Annotated in this window: 13 protein-coding genes; 5 read left to right on the forward strand and 8 right to left on the reverse strand. The window is 46.5% G+C overall.

Translation table 11 applies throughout. From position 1 onward, the window contains the following. The first annotated feature begins 36 nt into the window (after positions 1-36). Positions 37-891 (forward strand): MurR/RpiR family transcriptional regulator, encoded by an 855-nt coding sequence (locus D5I41_RS15990; RefSeq protein WP_119010647.1) that lies wholly within the window; start codon positions 37-39, stop codon positions 889-891. A gap of 76 nt (positions 892-967) precedes the next feature. On the opposite strand, the gene D5I41_RS15995 is transcribed toward D5I41_RS15990, so the two are convergent. From D5I41_RS15995 to D5I41_RS16020, 6 genes are all read right to left on the reverse strand, one after another. Further along, positions 968-2,227, reverse strand: coding sequence for a sensor histidine kinase (locus D5I41_RS15995; RefSeq protein WP_119010648.1), 1,260 nt, complete (start codon positions 2,225-2,227; stop codon positions 968-970). Then, entirely contained in the window at positions 2,224-2,913 is a 690-nt protein-coding gene (locus D5I41_RS16000; RefSeq protein ID WP_119010649.1) for a response regulator transcription factor, read from the reverse strand. The genes D5I41_RS15995 and D5I41_RS16000 overlap by 4 nt, the downstream gene beginning before the upstream one ends. 8 nt (positions 2,914-2,921) lie before the next feature. Continuing rightward, positions 2,922-6,053 carry an efflux RND transporter permease subunit gene (locus D5I41_RS16005; protein ID WP_119010650.1) on the reverse strand — a complete coding sequence of 1,044 codons (3,132 nt, stop codon included), beginning with the start codon at positions 6,051-6,053 and terminating at the stop codon, positions 2,922-2,924. 10 nt (positions 6,054-6,063) lie between these two features. Continuing rightward, positions 6,064-7,218: an efflux RND transporter periplasmic adaptor subunit gene (locus D5I41_RS16010; RefSeq protein WP_119010651.1), complete on the reverse strand. Its 1,155-nt coding sequence runs from the start codon at positions 7,216-7,218 to the stop codon at positions 6,064-6,066. Further along, positions 7,215-8,597 carry a TolC family protein gene (locus D5I41_RS16015; RefSeq protein WP_119010652.1) on the reverse strand — a complete coding sequence of 461 codons (1,383 nt, stop codon included), beginning with the start codon at positions 8,595-8,597 and terminating at the stop codon, positions 7,215-7,217. The genes D5I41_RS16010 and D5I41_RS16015 overlap by 4 nt, the downstream gene beginning before the upstream one ends. Before the next feature lie 211 nt (positions 8,598-8,808). Next, positions 8,809-10,008 carry an iron-containing alcohol dehydrogenase gene (locus D5I41_RS16020; protein WP_119010653.1) on the reverse strand — a complete coding sequence of 400 codons (1,200 nt, stop codon included), beginning with the start codon at positions 10,006-10,008 and terminating at the stop codon, positions 8,809-8,811. Between the two features lie 268 nt (positions 10,009-10,276). Here D5I41_RS16020 and D5I41_RS16025 point away from each other — a divergent pair, with 268 nt between their 5' ends. Both D5I41_RS16025 and D5I41_RS16030 read left to right on the forward strand, forming a co-directional pair. Beyond that, positions 10,277-10,540 (forward strand): GrxA family glutaredoxin, encoded by a 264-nt coding sequence (locus tag D5I41_RS16025; RefSeq protein WP_017028800.1) that lies wholly within the window; start codon positions 10,277-10,279, stop codon positions 10,538-10,540. Positions 10,541-10,905: 365 nt separating this feature from the next. After that, positions 10,906-12,297, forward strand: a complete 1,392-nt coding sequence (locus D5I41_RS16030) for a peptide MFS transporter (RefSeq protein WP_119010654.1) — start codon at positions 10,906-10,908, stop codon at positions 12,295-12,297. Between the two features lie 37 nt (positions 12,298-12,334). On the opposite strand, the gene D5I41_RS16035 is transcribed toward D5I41_RS16030, so the two are convergent. Continuing rightward, positions 12,335-12,715, reverse strand: coding sequence for a GtrA family protein (locus tag D5I41_RS16035; RefSeq protein ID WP_119010655.1), 381 nt, complete (start codon positions 12,713-12,715; stop codon positions 12,335-12,337). A gap of 123 nt (positions 12,716-12,838) precedes the next feature. Between D5I41_RS16035 and D5I41_RS16040 the strand changes: the two genes are divergently transcribed. Next, positions 12,839-13,750: a 1-aminocyclopropane-1-carboxylate deaminase/D-cysteine desulfhydrase gene (locus D5I41_RS16040; RefSeq protein WP_119010656.1), complete on the forward strand. Its 912-nt coding sequence runs from the start codon at positions 12,839-12,841 to the stop codon at positions 13,748-13,750. 123 nt (positions 13,751-13,873) lie between these two features. After that, a complete protein-coding gene (cpdB, locus tag D5I41_RS16045) occupies positions 13,874-15,835 on the forward strand; it encodes a 2',3'-cyclic-nucleotide 2'-phosphodiesterase (protein ID WP_119010657.1) in 1,962 nt (653 codons plus the stop codon). Between the two features lie 722 nt (positions 15,836-16,557). On the opposite strand, the gene D5I41_RS16050 is transcribed toward cpdB, so the two are convergent. Next, on the reverse strand, positions 16,558-18,435 hold the full coding sequence (locus D5I41_RS16050; RefSeq protein ID WP_119010658.1) for a propionyl-CoA synthetase: 1,878 nt from the start codon (positions 18,433-18,435) through the stop codon (positions 16,558-16,560).

An 18,435-nucleotide genomic window follows, 5' to 3' on the forward strand; every position in this document is an offset into this window, starting at 1 on the left:
AGTTCACGCGTTCAAATTATTCAATAAGCCAACGTCATGAATACTTTAGAAAAAGTACAAAAAAATTTAGAGAACTTCAGTAAGTCTGAAAGAAAGGTTGCTGAAGTAATAATGGCTAACCCCCAAACGGCAATTCACTCTAGTATCGCCACTTTAGCCAAGCTGGCTGATGTCAGTGAGCCAACAGTGAACCGTTTTTGCCGTCGTTTAGACACCAAAGGGTTTCCAGATTTTAAATTACACTTGGCGCAAAGCCTAGCGAATGGCACTCCATACGTTAGCCGAAACGTTGAAGAAACCGATGGCCCTGACGCTTACACGCATAAGATCTTTGAATCAACAATGGCCTGCCTGGATGTAGCAAAAAACAGTTTAGATGCGCAACAAGTAAATCGAGCTGTCGACCTGCTAACTCAAGCAAAACGCATCTCTTTTTATGGCCAAGGCGCCTCTTCTGCCGTAGCCAAAGACGCTCAGAATAAGTTTATTCGCTTTAATATCCCAATTACCTGCTTTGACGATCCGGTTATGCAGCGTATGAGTTGTATCAACAGCACGGATAATGATGTAGTGGTGTTGATTTCGCATACAGGTAGAACCAAAAGCCTAATTGAAATAGCTCATCTCGCTCGTGACAATGGTGCAACGGTTATTGCTATAACCTCAAAGAACTCTCCATTGGATAAAGCAGCATCACTGACCATCACTCTCGATATATCAGAAGATACCGATGTGTATATGCCAATGGCGAGCCGTGTCGTTCAAATGACGATCATCGATGTGTTGGCTACTGGCTTTACATTGCGACGTGGTAGTAGCTTCAGAGACAACCTAAAACGCGTAAAAGAAGCGCTGCGTGAATCTCGCTTTGGCAAAGACGAACAGCTCTAATAATAAAAAACCCGCTAATTAAGCGGGTTTTTTATTATTAGCTTCTAGCAGAATGACTAATCCATTCACTTTGAGCTTACTCAACGAAATGAATTTCCACCTTATGCCCTTCATCCGTATCGATATTCTCATAATACCAACCGTATTGTTGCACTAACCTTTCGGTTAATTCTAGCCCTAGCCCAAACCCAAGATCGCTACTCTCTTCTGCCTTAGAGTCATCTCTATTAACAATAACCAGATTGTTTTGGGTTTGTTGAATCCTCACTTCTCCAGCAAAGGTATGTTGGAATGCATTTCGAATAAGATTAGTGATCACAATTCGCGACAAAGCCACAGGAAGTGTAACCTTGGTTTCATCTGTCGCGATTAACACTTTTACCTCTTTCCCTCGAAGTAGGTACTCAAGATCTGAGCTGATTTCTTCAACTAGGCTACTCAGTAGGACCGCATGTTTTGGAAGAGATTTACCTTGCTGGCGGTTAAGCCACAATAGTGTTTCCGTCAGGTCCGTCATAGTAAAGCCAGCACGTTCGATGCGTTCTAGCACCTGTTGCTGTTTCTCTTGCGCAACCCCCTTCTCAATCATCTTGTTCAACAGTTCGGTATTCGAACGCATTACCGCAATCGGTGTTCTTAATTCATGACTGGCATAACCTAAAAATCGTTGCTCGCGTTCCAAGCTTTCTTGAACGGATGCTAAACTCGACTGAATGATATTTGCCAGCGCATTTAACTCACCATATCGAAAATCTGGTGCGGGCTTAGTTAGGTCTTCCTTGTCTAGCGCCTTGGCCCAGTTTCGCAGTCCTCGAACTGGGGTTGAGACCTTACGAACCAACACCAACAATGCAACTGCCAGTAGCCCTATCGTTACCAGAGCAAACAATAAAATATAGAAAAACCTGGGTACCTTGCGCTTCTCAAAGTGAGCTATTTTTTCTTTATCGTTCAGCTCCATGGAAACGAAACGAGTTTCCCCATTTCTCTCTAGTTTTAAAGCAAAGTATCCCCCCTTGGGCGCTTCGATAAGTGGGATACCCTCAATGTGTTTTTCTAGTATGCCAAACTCCATATCCTCGGCGGTTAAGTGCGCTTGTATCGATGGGGGCAAGTCTTCCCAATGACTGGCAACCGTTAATTCATTGCGCTGCACCGGACGCCCATCGCTCACTTCTATTCCGAATGCCTGTGAGCGCATAAAATTGCCCATCGCCACGTCCATTCCTGAGAAAAAATAGCTAACCGCAACGGCAGACATTGCCAAAATGGCCAAGGTACCCGCAATGAACATAGCGCCAACGACATAGAGCCTTAGGCTGGTTTTGATCTTCACTGAGTTTCCTCTTGCTTAAGCACAAAGCCTTGACCGGAAACCGTATGAATAAGCTTCACCTCACTATTCGCGTCAACGACTTTCCTAAGATTGAACATGTGTACCTTTAGGCTATTACTATCGGGTTGCTCATCGCCCCAGACGCTTTGCATCAGCTTATCGCGAGTGACTAGACTGGGCGAGGCTCGCAATAAAGCAGAAAGGAGCTTAAATCCAATCGGAGAAATCTTTAACACTTGGCCGCCTCGCGTAGCGGTTTGTCCTTTAGTATCCAACTCTAGGTCAGCAACCATAAGCTTGCTAACCTCACCACTGCGGCGGCGAGACAGTACTTGCGCTCGAACAATCAACTCCTCCATAGCGAAGGGCTTAACTAAATAGTCATCCGCACCGTTAGAAAACCCCATGAGTTTATCATCCAAGGTATCACGAGCAGTGAGCATTAAGATTGGTACATCGACCCCCTGCTCTCGAAGTCGCTCACACACCTCAAGCCCATTCATTTTTGGAAGGTTCAAATCAAGGATCACCACATCAAAACGGTTCTCCTTAACCAGGTTGAAACCAGCCAATCCATTAGAGGCATGGTCACAAGCAATGTCTTCTAGCTCTAGGTAATCAATAATGGCGGTAGCCAGATCTAGATCATCCTCTACCAATAGAAATTGCAAGCTGCCTTTATTCATAATCTTCCTTAACTAATCACTGGATTTGGCTGTGGCCCAAGCATGGCCTTTAATTTAGCAATCCCTTGTTTTGCGTCATCTTGTATCAAAAGCATGGATGGCGTCAGAACCAGAGTAATAACTGTAGCAAACAAGATGCCATACCCTAGTGCCGCAGCTGCAGGGATAAGAAACTGAGCCTGCATGGATGTCTCACTCAATAACGGGGCAAGGCCTGCAAATGTAGTGATCGAGGTTAAAAGAACGGCTCTTAGTCGCCCGCTACACGCTTGTTTAATCGCTTCACGTACCGATAAGCCTTCTTCTTCCACCAATTCATTGAAGCGAGATACCAACAGCAGGCTATCATTCACTACAACACCACTTAATGCCAGTATACCATTTAACGATAAGATACTGATTGTTAAGTCATTCCACCAATGCCCTAAGATGGCACCCACAATACCAAATGGGATAGCCACCATGATAATCAGGGGCTGAACATAGGATTTTAACGGGATAGCCAGCAGAGCAAAGATGGCAATCAACGCCAGCACAAACGTACTCTCCATGGACTCCGTTGACTCTTGCTGCTGCTCGGCCTCACCGGCAAAATCTATCTTCAAGGTCGGGTAATCCGCTTTCAGTTGCTTAACTAAGGTCTGCTGAAGGTTACTCACCAACTCGTTAGAAGAAATGACATCTTTATCAACGACCGCTGTAAGATAAACTGCGCGTAAATTATCGATTCGCGTAATTTCTGATTGTTGGTAATCAGAGTACACATTAGCGACTGTCATCAATGGCACAACGGTACCATCTGCTGTGCGCACACTTGACTGCTTAATATCCGCTAAGGTTTGACGTTCCTCTTCTGGATAACGTACACGTACCTTGACTTCATCTTTACCACGCTGAAAGCGTTGCACTATGTCGCCACCAAATGATTGCAACACTTGCTGAGACAAACTTGCCGTATCCATGCCCAACGCACGACCTTGAGAGTTCAACTCAAAACGATACTGTGGCTCACCAAGATCTAGGTTGTCATCAATGCCACTAACGCCTTCTATCTTGGTCAAGGCCTCTTTAAACTCGTTGCCAGCGGCGGTCAAAGTCACCTCATCGCTTGCTTTAATTTCTACTTTGAAGTTATCGACCATCTCTTTCGCAGACAATACCTTGAGTTTTTTAGCACCCTCAAGCTGACCCGCTGTTTCTAACCACATATCCGCAAACTGATTAGAGTCGTAAGGAGCGTCGCCATCGAGCTCTACCGTCACCTTGCCCGACTTATCTTCATCCGCTAGCACTTGAAGGCTCGAAATATAAGATGTCTCGTTACCACTAAGCACCTCATCGACTTGAATGGCTTTTTCTTCAAGAACCAATAGGTTGGTTTGGGTTTGACCAAAGCTCGCATCGTTGTACATGCTGACCTCTGCAGTGACAGTGTCACCCGCAATGTCAGGAAAAAAGGCAACTCGAACGGCGCCTGTCATCGGCATACCAATCACCAGAATAAACAGTGAGATAAAACCCAGCACTACGGCATAACGAAACTTTAAGGCTTGTCGAATAACCGGCTTGTAGATTCGATGGTTGAACCACTCTAAAGAATAATCAGCGCCGCCTTGGATTTTTGCCCACCAGCCCTTTCTCTCACTATCTTGAGTTTTCACATGCGCAAGATGACAAGGCAATATGAGCTTCGACTCCACCAAAGAAAGAAGCAAACAAATCGTCACTACGGTGGCGAACTGGGCATAGATTTGCCCCATTTTGCCATCGATCATCGCTATGGATAAAAAGGCAACTACGGTTGTCAGTACCCCAAAAATAGTCGGTGCTGCGACCTTCTTTGTGCCAAGGATGGTATTGGACACAGTATCGCCATATTTACGCCTGGTGGTATAGATACTCTCTCCCACCACTACGGCATCATCCACCACTATCCCCAGCGCCATGATAAAGCCAAAGGTGGTCATCTCGTTGATGGTGAGGCCAACAAAAGAGTCCGTCATGAAGAACATGGTGCCAAAGAAAACAAATGGCAGGCTCGCTGCAACCCAAAATGCGACGCGTAAATTTAAGAAAAGTGCCAGTACCACAAACACCATTGCAATACCCGTTAGCGCATTGCTTCCTAGCAAAGACAAACGCTCTTTGATCATGGTGCTTTTGTCATACCAGGTATCGATTTCAACGTTATCCGGCAGAATATTACTCGCGCGCCATTGCTCTACCACCTGCTCGGCTTGCTCAACAATATCAACAACATCACTGTTGTCATCCATTACGACCTGTATGCCCATTGAGCTTTGCTCATCGTAGCGCGATAAACTCAGGCTATCTTCTTCAAAGGTATCGGTAACGGTGGCGATATCACCTAGAGTGATTTGGCTTCCGTTAGCAGTGGTTAGGACTGGAATTGCCTTAAAGTCTTGAAGCTCATAGGCTTGTTCAGAGACACTGAGTCGTACCGATTTATCACCATTACGCAAACTCGTCGATATAGCACTCGAGGACTCCTTGTTAATGGCGTCTGATACATCACTCAGCGTTAGTCCATAGGCCTGTAGCTTAGCTTCATTAACCTCAACCGATAACATAGGGTCGAGCTTTGCATTGATCGATAGATCACTGATCGCACTTTGACTAAGAAGGTCGGTTTTTAGGCTTTCCGCCAGGTCCTGCAACGTGGCACGGTCTGCATCACCATAGAGCTGGATCCATAGTGCATGATCTTGTTTGCGAGCCTTATCTATAACCGGGTTATCGGCCTCAGCAGGCAGGTTATTGATGGCATCTACCTTGGTTTTTACATCAGAGAGCAAGGTATCTAGGTCATAGGTACTTTCCTTTTCAATCGAAACATGACTTCCCGTCGCGTCCGATGTCGAGGTAATGCGTTTAATGCCAGAAACCGTTTCTAGGGCTTCTTCTATCTTTATCGCTATGCCCTCTTCTGCCTGAGCAGGATCGCCACTATCGTAGGTGACGGACACAGTTACCACATCGGGTTCAAGGCTTGGGAACGCTTCTTTACGAAGGGAGCTCATAGAAAAAAGACCGACAAGGATCACGCCAACCATCAACAGATTAGCGGCAACAGAGTTTCTGGCAAACCAAGCGATAATGCCATTTTGCTGAGTATTCATAGTCTTGCCCTTAACTGTTTTCTGATGCCGACACTTTCATGCCAACGTTGAATGTACTTAACGGTCTAAGGACAACCTGAGCTTCACTGTCCGTCACAACTGGCGTTACATACACCTTGTCTTGACGTTCAAAGGCCTTATCAGCGGAAGCCTTGTGCAGCAATCCATCGTCATCCACCAGCCATAATTCACCTTGTTGAGAGATAGCCGATGCTGGTAACTCCCAAAGTTGTTCCATCGTTGCGCCATTCAGTCTTGCTTGAACAAAGGTGCCAGAGAACAATGGGTGTTCTTTCTCAAGGGGATTATCCACCGTCACAATCAATGAGCGCTGACGGGTTCCAGAATCAAGGTGTTGATAAGCACGCTCCACCTCACCAGTCCAGCTTTGTAGACCGTTGCTGTCAGTAAGCTCAACACTCCATTGCGTAAAATCTTGGCTTTGTGGCAAATTAGCCCATTGAGCCTCAGATAAAGGGATCTCAACCTCGATACGATCCACACTGTAGAATGTCGCGATCATGCCTCCAGAGGCAAGATAAGTACCGGGTTGTACATCGCGCGTGACCACTAAGGCATCAAATGGGGCCTTGATCTCTGTATCGCTAAGGTCTTTTTGAGCCTTTTCCAATGCTTGCTGAGCGTTGACGAGTTTTGCTTTGGCGCTGGCTAACTGAGGCTCCCTAAGTACCAAAGGAGAGGCTGGCTCACCAGACAACCCCGAGCGTTGCCACTCAGATTTTGCTTGCTCGCCCTGGCGCTCTTCTTCAAGCAATTCCAGCCTTGTATCGGCAACATCAGCCTTAGCCTGAGACAATGCCTGTTGGTAGGCCGTATCATCTAACCTTGCCAATACTGTGCCTTGCTCTATGACCTTGCCGGTCTCAAACTCATCCGCCAACCATTCCACTCGCCCGCTTACTTCACTGGCAAATTGCAACTCGAAGCGTGGTCTTGTTTCCCCATAACCAATCACTTCGGCCTCATAAGCACTTGCTGTAGTGGTTTGAACCGAAACGCTTGGCAGCACAACATTATTCTGCTGAACATGTTGAGTTGAGGCTTCTTTCGCCATGGCCATTTGCATGCCGTTATAGCCCACTACACCAGCAATTGAACCTGCTGCAGCTAGGGTGATAACTAGAGTGATTACGTTCTTTTTCATGCTGAAACTCCCAAGCCTAGAGCCAGGCCTAAATCAATTCGGTTTAATAATCTTTGGTAGGTGGCGTTAACCAGTTGTGCTTCGGTGTCGTAGGCTTGTTGCTGAACAGATAGCAGGTCTAGAATATCCACTAAGCCCTCGCGATATTTCTGCTCGTAACTATCGACACTGCGCTTCGCACTGGTCAATGCCGTAGACAAGTGTTGTTGCTGCAGCGACAAGGCATACTCTTGCCCCGTAGCGTTCTCCACTTCATTGACCGCATTAAGTAGGATCTCTTGATAAGCCCAGTAGCTCTGCTCCATGGTCAATTCAGCCACTTCTGCCTCTGACTTTAACTTTCCACCTTGAAACAGTGGTGCTGATACCTGACCTAAGATTGCCCAAAGTGGATCAGAGAAGAGTGCATCACTAGGGTTGTCAGCCAGATCACTCAGGCTTGCAGAGATACTAAAAGACGGCAGCATCGCCTTATAGGCCGCATCGCTACGATAGGTATCGGCTTCGATGTTGTAGAAGGCCTGTCTTAGGTCAGGTCGACCTGACATATCCTGCATCGACAGGTTGTCTAGGGGGTTAATGACTTCAGGGAAGTCACTTGATACCTCTGGAGCAGCAGTGTCTTTACTCCACTGTCCGGTAAGCAGTAACAAACCCCGTTTACTTTGTTGTAAGTTTTCTTGGTACTGAGCGACGGTAGCTCGAGTCGATGCAGCACTAGTTTTGGCATTATCTAGCTCTTCTAAACTGCCCAATCCAACCTGATAACGGTCTAGCACCAAGGATTCGTTGTTATCCAAGATTTCGAGACGACGTTGCTCTATCTCGAGCAACTGCTGATTAACACTGATCTCAAGCCACGCGCGCATAATACTGGCGGATAAAAGATCGCGCGCGGAATCGAGATTTGCTTGGGTGGCAGCGATGTCTTTTAATGCTGCGCTGTTGCTATCTGCAACCTTTTGCCATAAGTCCAACTCCCAAGAGGCGGTCAAATCGGCATTATATTGCTCTCCATTCGCTTCGCTGTTCTCTCCAGAAAATGAAGCCGTAACCGAAGGCAGTCTATCCGCCCCCGTGACTCCTTGCTCGGCACCGGCGATCTTTAATGCCAATACACTCTGCTGAAGGCTGGGATTATTTTCAAAAGCTACCTTAAGGTATTGCTCTAGTTCTGGAATATTGACTAAATCAGTCAGGTAGTTTGGCTCTGTTTGCTCGGTAATTGTCAGGTTGCGCTCAACGCTCACCTTTTGTATTACCTGCTCTATCGTCGAGCTCTGTGTCTCTGATGCTTGTGAGGCGTAATTGGTATCGCTATGAGATGCACAACCTAGCAAGCCGCTTAGCATTAAAGTAAGAATGGAATATCGAAACATGGTGTTGTCCCCTGCGAAGTTGCGAGCAAGGTAACAAAGTCAGGGTTAAGGAGGGGTTAAGACGGGGGTTAATAGCAGAAAAAATCCAGCTGTAGTGCGGGTTGGGTATAGCAAGTACACGTTGAATGTCGGAGTACAGCCGCAGTAAACACAAAGGCCTAGCTAATCAGCTAAGCCTTTGTACTGTGTAGTGCCGTCATTAACTGGATTGTTATGCCATCTCAGACAGGTCGCCCTGCTCTCTTCGATTTTGCTTATTTTCACAGGTGCAAACCTGATTCAATACTTCGACCAACCTATCATGAGTGAGAGGTAAAGGATTTCCCTTGATTGCCACCGATTTCAACGCATCATCGGCAATGGCATCAAAAGATGCATCACAAATACCGTAATGAGATAATGTAGGCAACTCCAGTTTATCCAACATACTGTTTACCCAGTGAATGCTGTCATCCATGTGTGCATCATCATTCTCTGTGACAAATTGAGCTATCTTGCGATAACGTGTCAACAGGTCATTTCGTCCACTCTGTTTGGCAGCGCGCATGTTTTCGTTCATCACAAACGGAGCAAGCCTAGCGGTAATTACACTGTGTGGTGCTCTAATCTTGCCACCCAGAGCCGAAGCTAAGCCATGTGCGGCTCCCAGTTTTGCGTTGGTAATCGCCATCCCACCTAGCATAGCGGCAAATGAAAGATCTGAACGCGCTCTTGGGTTATCTTGACGGCATCCTGGGATAATAGAACGCGCTAAGCGTCTGAGGCCTTCTTCGCAAATCATATCCGTTAAAGGGTTTGGTTCACCACACACGTACGCCTCCATAAGATGCGTAAATGCATCCATGGCGCCTCGCCCTGAGGTTTGAGGATCAGTGCCGTAGGTTAATGTAGGGTCGACAATGGCGACATTAGGTAGCATCTCCGGACTGCGAAGGCTTACTTTTACCTTATCTTGGCCTGACTTTAGTACGGCATTTTTAGTGACTTCCGCCCCTGTACTGGCCGTTGTTGGAATCGCAATCATAGGCAGAGGCGCAGCTTTAATCGGCACATTTCTTCCGACCACTTCTACATAGTCGTACAAATCCCCATTATTGGTCACCATCGCCGCTAGCGCTTTACCCATATCTATCACACTCCCCCCACCAATCGCCACCACCATATCTGGCTTGAAGCGACGCGCTACAACAGCGGATTCCTCAACCATAGTAATATTGGGTTCGTTACTGACGGAAATATGTTGATAACGCATTGACTGGCTTTTTAGGTAACGGGTAATCATCTGCGAGCGAGAAAGGTCCTTTCCTGTCACTAGCAAAACACTATAGCCAAATTGATTAAGGATTGAGAGCGATGATTGAAGAGCTCCCTCGCCGAATATAATCCTTGATGTAGTCATGAACTGAAACATAGAAACATCCTCTGTTAGTCTCTAGGGTAAACATTAGCATGCACCCTAATGGGTACTAATTTATTGATTTACTTCAATCAAATTTTTCATAAAGACCTACAAACAGTTTACATTACATATCAGATCACACTCCGTTTGATATCTTAGTTTTGCTGAAACCGTTACCGCTTAGTTTTGATAGGTGCTTCCTATCACAGTAACAGGTAATTTATTCTTTATTTCAGTGAAGGGTTGAGGCATAGTTTCAGCATCGGAAAAGGAGAATTTTATGTTTGTAGTTATTTTTGGTCGTCCAGGCTGCCCATTCTGCGTTCGCGCAAAAGACATTGCTGAAGAGCTTAAAGAGAAGCGTGAAGATTTTAACTATCGTTACGTTGATATCCATGCAGAAGGCATTTCAAAAGCAGATCTGGAGAAGACGGTTGGTAAACCTGTAGAAACAGTACCTCAGATCTTTATCGACCAAGACCACGTTGGCGGCTGTACAGAATTTGAAGCTTACGCGAAAGAGAACCTAGAGCTTTACGCTTAAGTCGATTGGCTCAACTCAAGAGCCGGTCTCATAGGCTTTTTAAAAGTCCTGAAAATATGAATTAATCCCCAATAATCAGAAAACAGTTATTGGGGATTTTTTTGTGGACAAACAACAGCCTAACCGCCTGCAATACAAGCAAATTCAGCGCAATAATTGCTCTGGGTGAATTTTGACAGGCAAAAATGGAAAGTTACTTTCCAGCACATGATTCGCGTGCTATTTATTCCAATTAATCTCTATATAACAATAACTTAATCACTAAATATGCATTTTTAATGCATTTTACGGTGATTGATGTGATGCCTTCATCCCTGTATACCTAACTGCGTTCATACTAAAAACGACTATATACAGACACAACTATGACTATTCAAAAAAACATTCTAGGCCATCCGCGCGGCCTATTTCTCCTATTTAGCACTGAGCTATGGGAACGATTCTCTTATTACGCAATGCGTGCCATCCTTGTTCTTTATCTTACAGATACCACACTTAATGGCGGTCTTGGTTGGAGCACCAAGGAAGCGCTAGATCTTTATGGTATCTATACCGGCCTAGTTTATATCACCCCTCTTATAGGTGGCTGGATTGCAGATAACTTCTTAGGACAACGTAAATCCGTTCTTATTGGTGGTGTATTAATGGCCTTGGGCCAATTTTCATTGGCACTACCTAACCATGCCTTTGGACTCGATATCCATACCACATTCTATTTCGGTCTAACCCTACTTATTCTGGGCAACGGTCTGTTTAAGCCAAACATCTCAACGATGGTTGGCGACCTTTATGAAGAAGGTGATAACCGTCGTGATGGTGCATTTACTATCTTCTACATGGGCATCAACCTTGGCGCGCTTATCGCAGGTGTTGTTGCCGGTAGTGTGGCTAACTCTTACGGTTGGAACGCAGGCTTTCTTGTGGCGGGCATCGGTATGGTACTGAGCGTGGTACTTCAGGTAAGCCTTGGCCATTCTTGGTTGGGTAAAATCGGCACTGTTCCTGCAGCTAAACTTGCTCTACAGAAAAACAAAAACAAACAGAAAGCTCCATTGACCAAACAAGAAACTGATCGACTAAAAGTGATCATGGTACTGGGTCTGTTCGTTATCGTATTCTGGGCAGGTTTCGAGCAAGCTGGTGGCCTGATGAACATCTATACCCAACAATACACTGACCGCATGTTAGGTAACTTTGAAGTCCCTGCAGCTTGGTTCCAATCGCTAAACCCGTTCTTCATTATGCTTCTAGCACCACTATTGGCAGCGGTATGGGTTAAGCTTGGTAAGCGTGAACCAAGTTCACCAGTGAAATTTGCTATGGCATTATTCTTCCTGGCAGTAGGCTTCTTGTTCATGGTAGGCGCTGTATTACAACAAGGTGGCGATGAGACCGTTAAGACTTCAATGTTTTGGTTGGTTGGTGCGTTCTTCTTCCACACCTTAGGCGAGCTGTGTATCTCCCCAATCGGTCTCTCTATGGTGACAAAACTTGCTCCGCTTCGCCTAGCATCACTGTTAATGGGCGCATGGTTTGGTTTCAATGCCATTGCCAACTACGTAGCGGGCTTCATTGGTTCTCACGTAGGTGATTACGGCGCTATGTCCATCTTTGGTGGCATTGCAGTAGCAGCAACCGTCTCTGGTATTATTCTACTGTTTATGTCGAATACGCTAGTTAAGTGGATGCACGGTGCCGAAAGCAAGCCGGATACTATCCAAGATAAAGTGCAAGATGCGCAAACTCTTCCTGCTTAATAGATATGTTCTAAGGGTCGCATTTAGCGACCCTTTTTTATCTAAAGACCCAACGGGCGCTGAGCAGATAATTACTCACTAGACCAGCTGCAACACCGCACACGAACGCAATGACATGGGTAATAGGATTTTCTCCAAGGAAAAGCAGTATGCCCTTAAAGACCATCAGATTTGGCAACATTGAGATGCAGGCAGAGAGAAAAAAACGCTTCCATTGACCAAAGCGGTCTGAGGTACTTTTAAAGGTATACAAGCGATTACCAAGCCAAGTTGTGTTAGCAACGACGATAAATGAAAGCACTCTCGATAGCATGGTGGGTAAACCAAACCAGTAAACCAATATCGAAAATACTAAAATATCCACCACAAAACCTGCGGCCCCTACTTTAGCAAAACGCAAAAAGCGTCCGTTTTTCATTCCATACCTTTATATAAATTCGTTTTAATGTGAACAAATCATCTTGGTTTACGCGTCAAATAACACTAAGATGACCGACTTTTGCTGATTCGACTCGCCATATAATGATCGCTAAGCACACCTATGAAACTTGATACTAGTCCAGTTACACAACATATCTTTCGCGACCACTGCTTTTATTTAAAGCGCGATGACCAACTACATCAACATTTTTCTGGCAATAAAGCTAGAAAATTCATGCGGTTGTTACAAGATGATTATGCTGGCATTGATACCCTTATCGGTTACGGTTCCATACAAGCCAACTCTCTCTACTCTTTGGCGGCGCTGTGTAAAATCAGAAAGTGGAAGCTGGAATTCTACGTTCAGCGTATTCCGCAGTGGCTTAAAGACAATCCTCGAGGCAACTACCGAGGTGCTCTCGAACTTGGCGCAAGTATCATAGAATGTGACAGTGCCTTTTCAGAAGGTATTCACCCTGCTGATTACATTCGAGACGTTAGACAACCAGAGGTAAATTGCCTGGTGATCCCCGAAGGTGGGCGCTCTTACCTCTCAGAAGAAGGCATTAAAGGGTTAGCGAGCGAATTACTCACCTGGACTCGCTACCGCCCAAATCAAAAGTTTGCTATCGCCCTTCCCTCTGGCACTGGCACCACAGCGTTCTATCTACACAAACACCTCAAGCAACACGATATCCCTGTACTCACCTGCGCCTGTGTGGGCGGCAGCGAGTATCTTCAGACTCAGTGGCAAGAGCTAGGTGGCAAGCACTTTCCTACCGTCTTGTCTGCGAACTACAAGCATCACTTTGGCAAGCTGTATGAAAGTGAATTTCGAATTTGGCAAAAACTAGAGAAAATCACCAACGTTGAGTTTGACCTTTTGTATGACCCTTACATGTGGAATTGCCTACTACCATGGATGGATGAGAATCCAGACATCAATGTACTGTATGTTCACCAAGGTGGCATTTTAGGCAATGAAACTATGCTGCCTAGATACTTACGCAAGTTCGACGTCCAACCCGCTTAAAGAGTCGTGAGATAGGTCGCATATTCGCAATAATATCGCGACCTATTCACACTAATCCCGCGACCTTTCCTCGCAATTTGTTACATTTAGCGCGTTTATCACTCTTTTGGCGTGGAGCGCACAATGAGAACCTCAATCAAACCAATTTCACTGGCCGTTTTAGGTGGCATGCTAGCAATGGCAGGCCCTGTTATGGCAGACACAATCAAGCTTCGTATTATCGAAACGACCGACATTCATACCAATGTAATGGACTATGACTACTACAAAGATTCTCCATCACAAAAAATCGGTCTAACACGTGCAGCGACTCTAGTAAAAGAAGCGCGCGCCGAAGTAAGCAACAGTGTGTTGGTTGATAATGGTGACCTGATCCAAGGCAGCCCAATGGGCGACTACATGGCTTCAAAAGGCATTAAAATGGGTGAAGTACACCCTGTCTACAAAGCCATGAACCAGCTTGATTACGATGTCGGTAACATCGGCAACCACGAATTCAACTACGGCCTTGAGTTTCTATTCGAAACTATCAACGATGCTGAATTCCCTTACATCAGTGCCAACGTGTTTGACAAAAAAACCGGCGAGCATCTGTTTAAGCCATACATCATCAAAGAGCATACCTTTACTGACGTAGACGGCGAGTCTCACAAGGTAAAAGTGGGCTACATCGGCTTCGTACCACCTCAAATCATGGTATGGGACAAGAAGAACCTAGAAGGTCGTGTTTACGCTGAAGACATCAAAGAAACCGCTGAGAAGATGGTTCCACAGATGAAGAAAGAAGGCGCTGATATCATTGTCGCGATCCCTCACTCTGGTGTATCACAAGACCCGTACAAACAAGGGGCAGAAAACTCCACATACTACCTATCAGAAGTGGAAGGTATTGATGCCATCGCCTTTGGTCACTCTCACGCGGTATTCCCAGGTAAAGGCTTTGATAACATCCAAGGCATCGATAACGAAAAAGGCACAATCAATGGCGTAACCGCTGTAATGCCAGGTCGTTGGGGCAGCCACGTGGGTGTTATGGACCTGACTTTGGCACAAGAAGATGGTAAATGGGTAGTAGCTGACGGCCAATCTGAAGCGCGTCCAATCTTTGATACCGCGAACAACAAGTCTTTGGCAGAACCTGATGCTGGCATTGTTAAAGCACTAGAAGAAGATCATAAAGGCACACGTGAGTTTGTTAACCAACCTATTGGTAAAGCCAACGATGTAATGTACAGCTTCCTTGCACTTGTGCAGGACGATCCCACTATTCAGATCGTTAACCTTGCACAAAAGGATTACGTTGAGCGTTTCATCCAAGGTGACCCAGACCTAGATGGTATCCCTGTACTTGCTGCCGCCGCGCCGTTTAAAGTTGGCGGACGTAAGAATGATCCGGCTAACTTCACCGAGGTGGAATCCGGTCAGCTGACATTCCGTAACGCGGCTGATCTATACCTGTATCCAAATACCCTAGTGGCACTTAAGGTCACCGGTAACGAAGTAAAAGAATGGCTAGAATGTAGTGCTGGTCAGTTCAACCAAATTGATGTGAACAGCACCGAGCCTCAAGGTCTTATCGACTGGGACAACTTCAGAACCTACAACTTTGATGTGATTGATGGTGTTGAGTACCAAATCGATGTGACTCAACCGCCTAAATACGATGCTGGCTGTAAGGTAATCAACCCTGAGTCTGAGCGTATTGTTGGCCTTACCTACCAAGGTAAAGCAATCGATATGAAGCAAGACTTCATCATCGCCACCAACAACTACCGTGCCTACAGCAACAGCTTCCCAGGTACCGGCCCTGACTTCATCGCATTCGACTCACCTGATGAAAACCGCACTATCGTTGCGAACTACATCTCACAAGTAAGTGCAGACAAAGGTGAAGTCACCCCAAGCGCAGACAACAACTGGCGCTTTGCTCCAGTGAAGACCGACACCAAACTGGATGTACGCTTTGAAACCTCACCAAGTGAGAAAGCAGCGCAGTTTATTAAAGACAAGGGTCAATACCCAATGAAGCAAGTCGCGACAGACGAAAGCGGCTTTGCTCTGTATCAGATTGATTTGACCAAGTAACTTACCGCAAAGAAAAACCCCGGACAGCGCAGCTATCCGGGGTTTTATTGTTTCTATAAATCACAATCGACGATCCTCGTCATTACCCCGAACACACGCACCATTGGCCCACACACACTCGTCAAGCCATGCCGCACGGGTAAGGGTACCATTGTCCCCCACACTCGTCATTGCCGAGTGCTCTTATCGGCAATCTCTTACTACGCACACTAACTCCCTTTGGGACAGATTTCGCTGGACCAGATTCCGGCTAAGAGACCGCCGGAATGACGAGGGCGGCGCATGAGGTATATGCATTATGCGGATTTCGAATTACGGATTACGCCTTCCGTCTAAAACATTGCTCGAATGACAACTACTTTAACCAACACACGCGTCATTACCCCCCACACTCGTCATTGCCGAGTGCTCCTATCGGCAATCTTTTGGCTAAACGAACCTAGATTTCACAGAGCCAGATTCCGCTTGGCCAGATTCCGGCTAAAACACTGCCGGAATGACGAGTCTGTATGTACGGCTATTGTTGAACATACATCCTTCATTGCCATCTATTCACATGCCATTGCCATGCACATACGCACCATTGTCCCCCACTCTCGTCATTGCCGAGTGCTCTTATCGGCAATCTCTTACTACGCACACTAACTCCCTTTGAGCTACCCTCCCTAATCGTCATGCCGGAATGACGGTTGTGTCGAACATAGTCAATGGCATACCCGCGTTTACCTCTCCAACACCCTCTCAATCTCAGTCAAACTACTTGGATCATCAATCGTTGATGGCACCACGTACTGCTCGCCATCGGCAATTTGGCGAATCACGCGACGCAAGATTTTACCGGAACGGGTTTTAGGTAACCTATCCACCACCAGCGCTTGGTCAAAGCACGCTACAGCGCCGATCTCTGCTCTAACCTTGCCCACTAACTCAGAAGCAAGGGTGGCGTCTTCCATAGATACACCGTCTTTAAGCACAACTAAGCCCAGCGGTTTCTGACCCTTAAGGTCATCATGGATACCCACAACAGCACATTCCGCTATGGCTGGATGGCCACCAACCACCTCTTCCATCTCACCAGTCGACAATCTGTGTCCAGCGACGTTAATCACATCATCAATACGACCCATGATGAACAGGTAGCCATCTTCATCCATGTAGCCGCCATCACCTGACAGGTAATACCCATCAAAATGACTCAGATACCCAGATTGGAACCTATCGTGATTCCGCCATACCGTTGGCAAGCAACCTGGAGGTAGCGGGCGTTTTAGGGTTACGTAGCCTTGCTGATTAGCGCTCGCTTTATCTCCCGATTCATCCAAAATTTCCACTTGATAACCCGGAACAGGTACGGTTGCCGACCCTGGCTTTACTGGCATCATTTCAATGCCCGTTAAATTGGCGGCGATTGCCCAGCCGGTTTCTGTTTGCCACCAGTGGTCGATAACCGGCTTACTGGTCATCTGCGTCACCCACTCCAGCGTTGGTGGATCTAGCCTTTCACCCGCCATGAAGATAGTATCAAGCTTGCTAAGGTCATATTTTGCTAGCTCAACCCCTTGCGGGTCTTCTTTCTTGATGGCCCTAAATGCCGTTGGAGCCGAGAATATCGCCTGCACCTCATACTCCTCGCACACTCGCCAAAATGCACCGGGATCTGGTGTTCTTACTGGCTTGCCCTCAAATAACAAAGTGGTGCAGCCATGGATTAAGGGCGCATACACAATATACGAGTGACCTACTACCCAGCCCACATCAGATGCGGCCCAAAAAACTCTGTCTTGGTCAATATTGTAGATACTGCTCATCGAATACTTCATCGCAACCGCATGTCCGCCATTATCGCGAACCACACCCTTAGGTTTACCTGTGGTGCCTGAGGTATACAAAATGTATAACGGGTCAGTCGCTTTAACAGGAACACACTCATGAGGCTTTGCAGCAAATACCGCTGTTTGCCAATCAACATCGCGCTCGTGACCAAGCTCTGCCAACGCTTGCGGGCGCTGGAATACCACTACATTTGAAGGCTTCCAGCGACTATCCATGATCGCCTTGTCCACCAAGGGCTTATACTCCAGTACCTTGTTCACTTCGATGCCACACGAAGCGGTCAAAACCACCTTTGGCTCAGCATCCTCGATACGCACGGCTAACTCATTAGGCGCAAACCCGCCGAACACCACAGAATGAATAGCGCCCAATCTGGCACAAGCGAGCATTGCCATCGCAGCCTCAGGGATCATTGGCATGTAAATCACCACGCGATCCCCCTTTTCCACACCAAGATTGCTGAGCATCCCTGCCACTTTCGCAACCTCATCGCGCAGCTCAACATAGGAATAACGCTTTTTGGTGCCCGTGACTGGCGAATCATAAATCAGCGCCGTGTTGTTGGCTCGGCCATTGGCAACGTGGTAATCCAGCGCAAGCCAACAGGTATTCAGCTCGCCGTCAGCAAACCAGCGCTCAATGCCATTTTCATCATCAGATAAGATCTGAGTAGGAAACGTAAACCAATCTATCTGCTGAGCCTGTTCTTTCCAAAACTGCTGAGGATTAGTCGCAGCATTGTTATATTCATCCTGATAGTTCGACAT

This window comes from Vibrio superstes (genome assembly GCF_003569005.1).
GTDB classification, from domain to species: Bacteria; Pseudomonadota; Gammaproteobacteria; order Enterobacterales; family Vibrionaceae; genus Vibrio; species Vibrio superstes.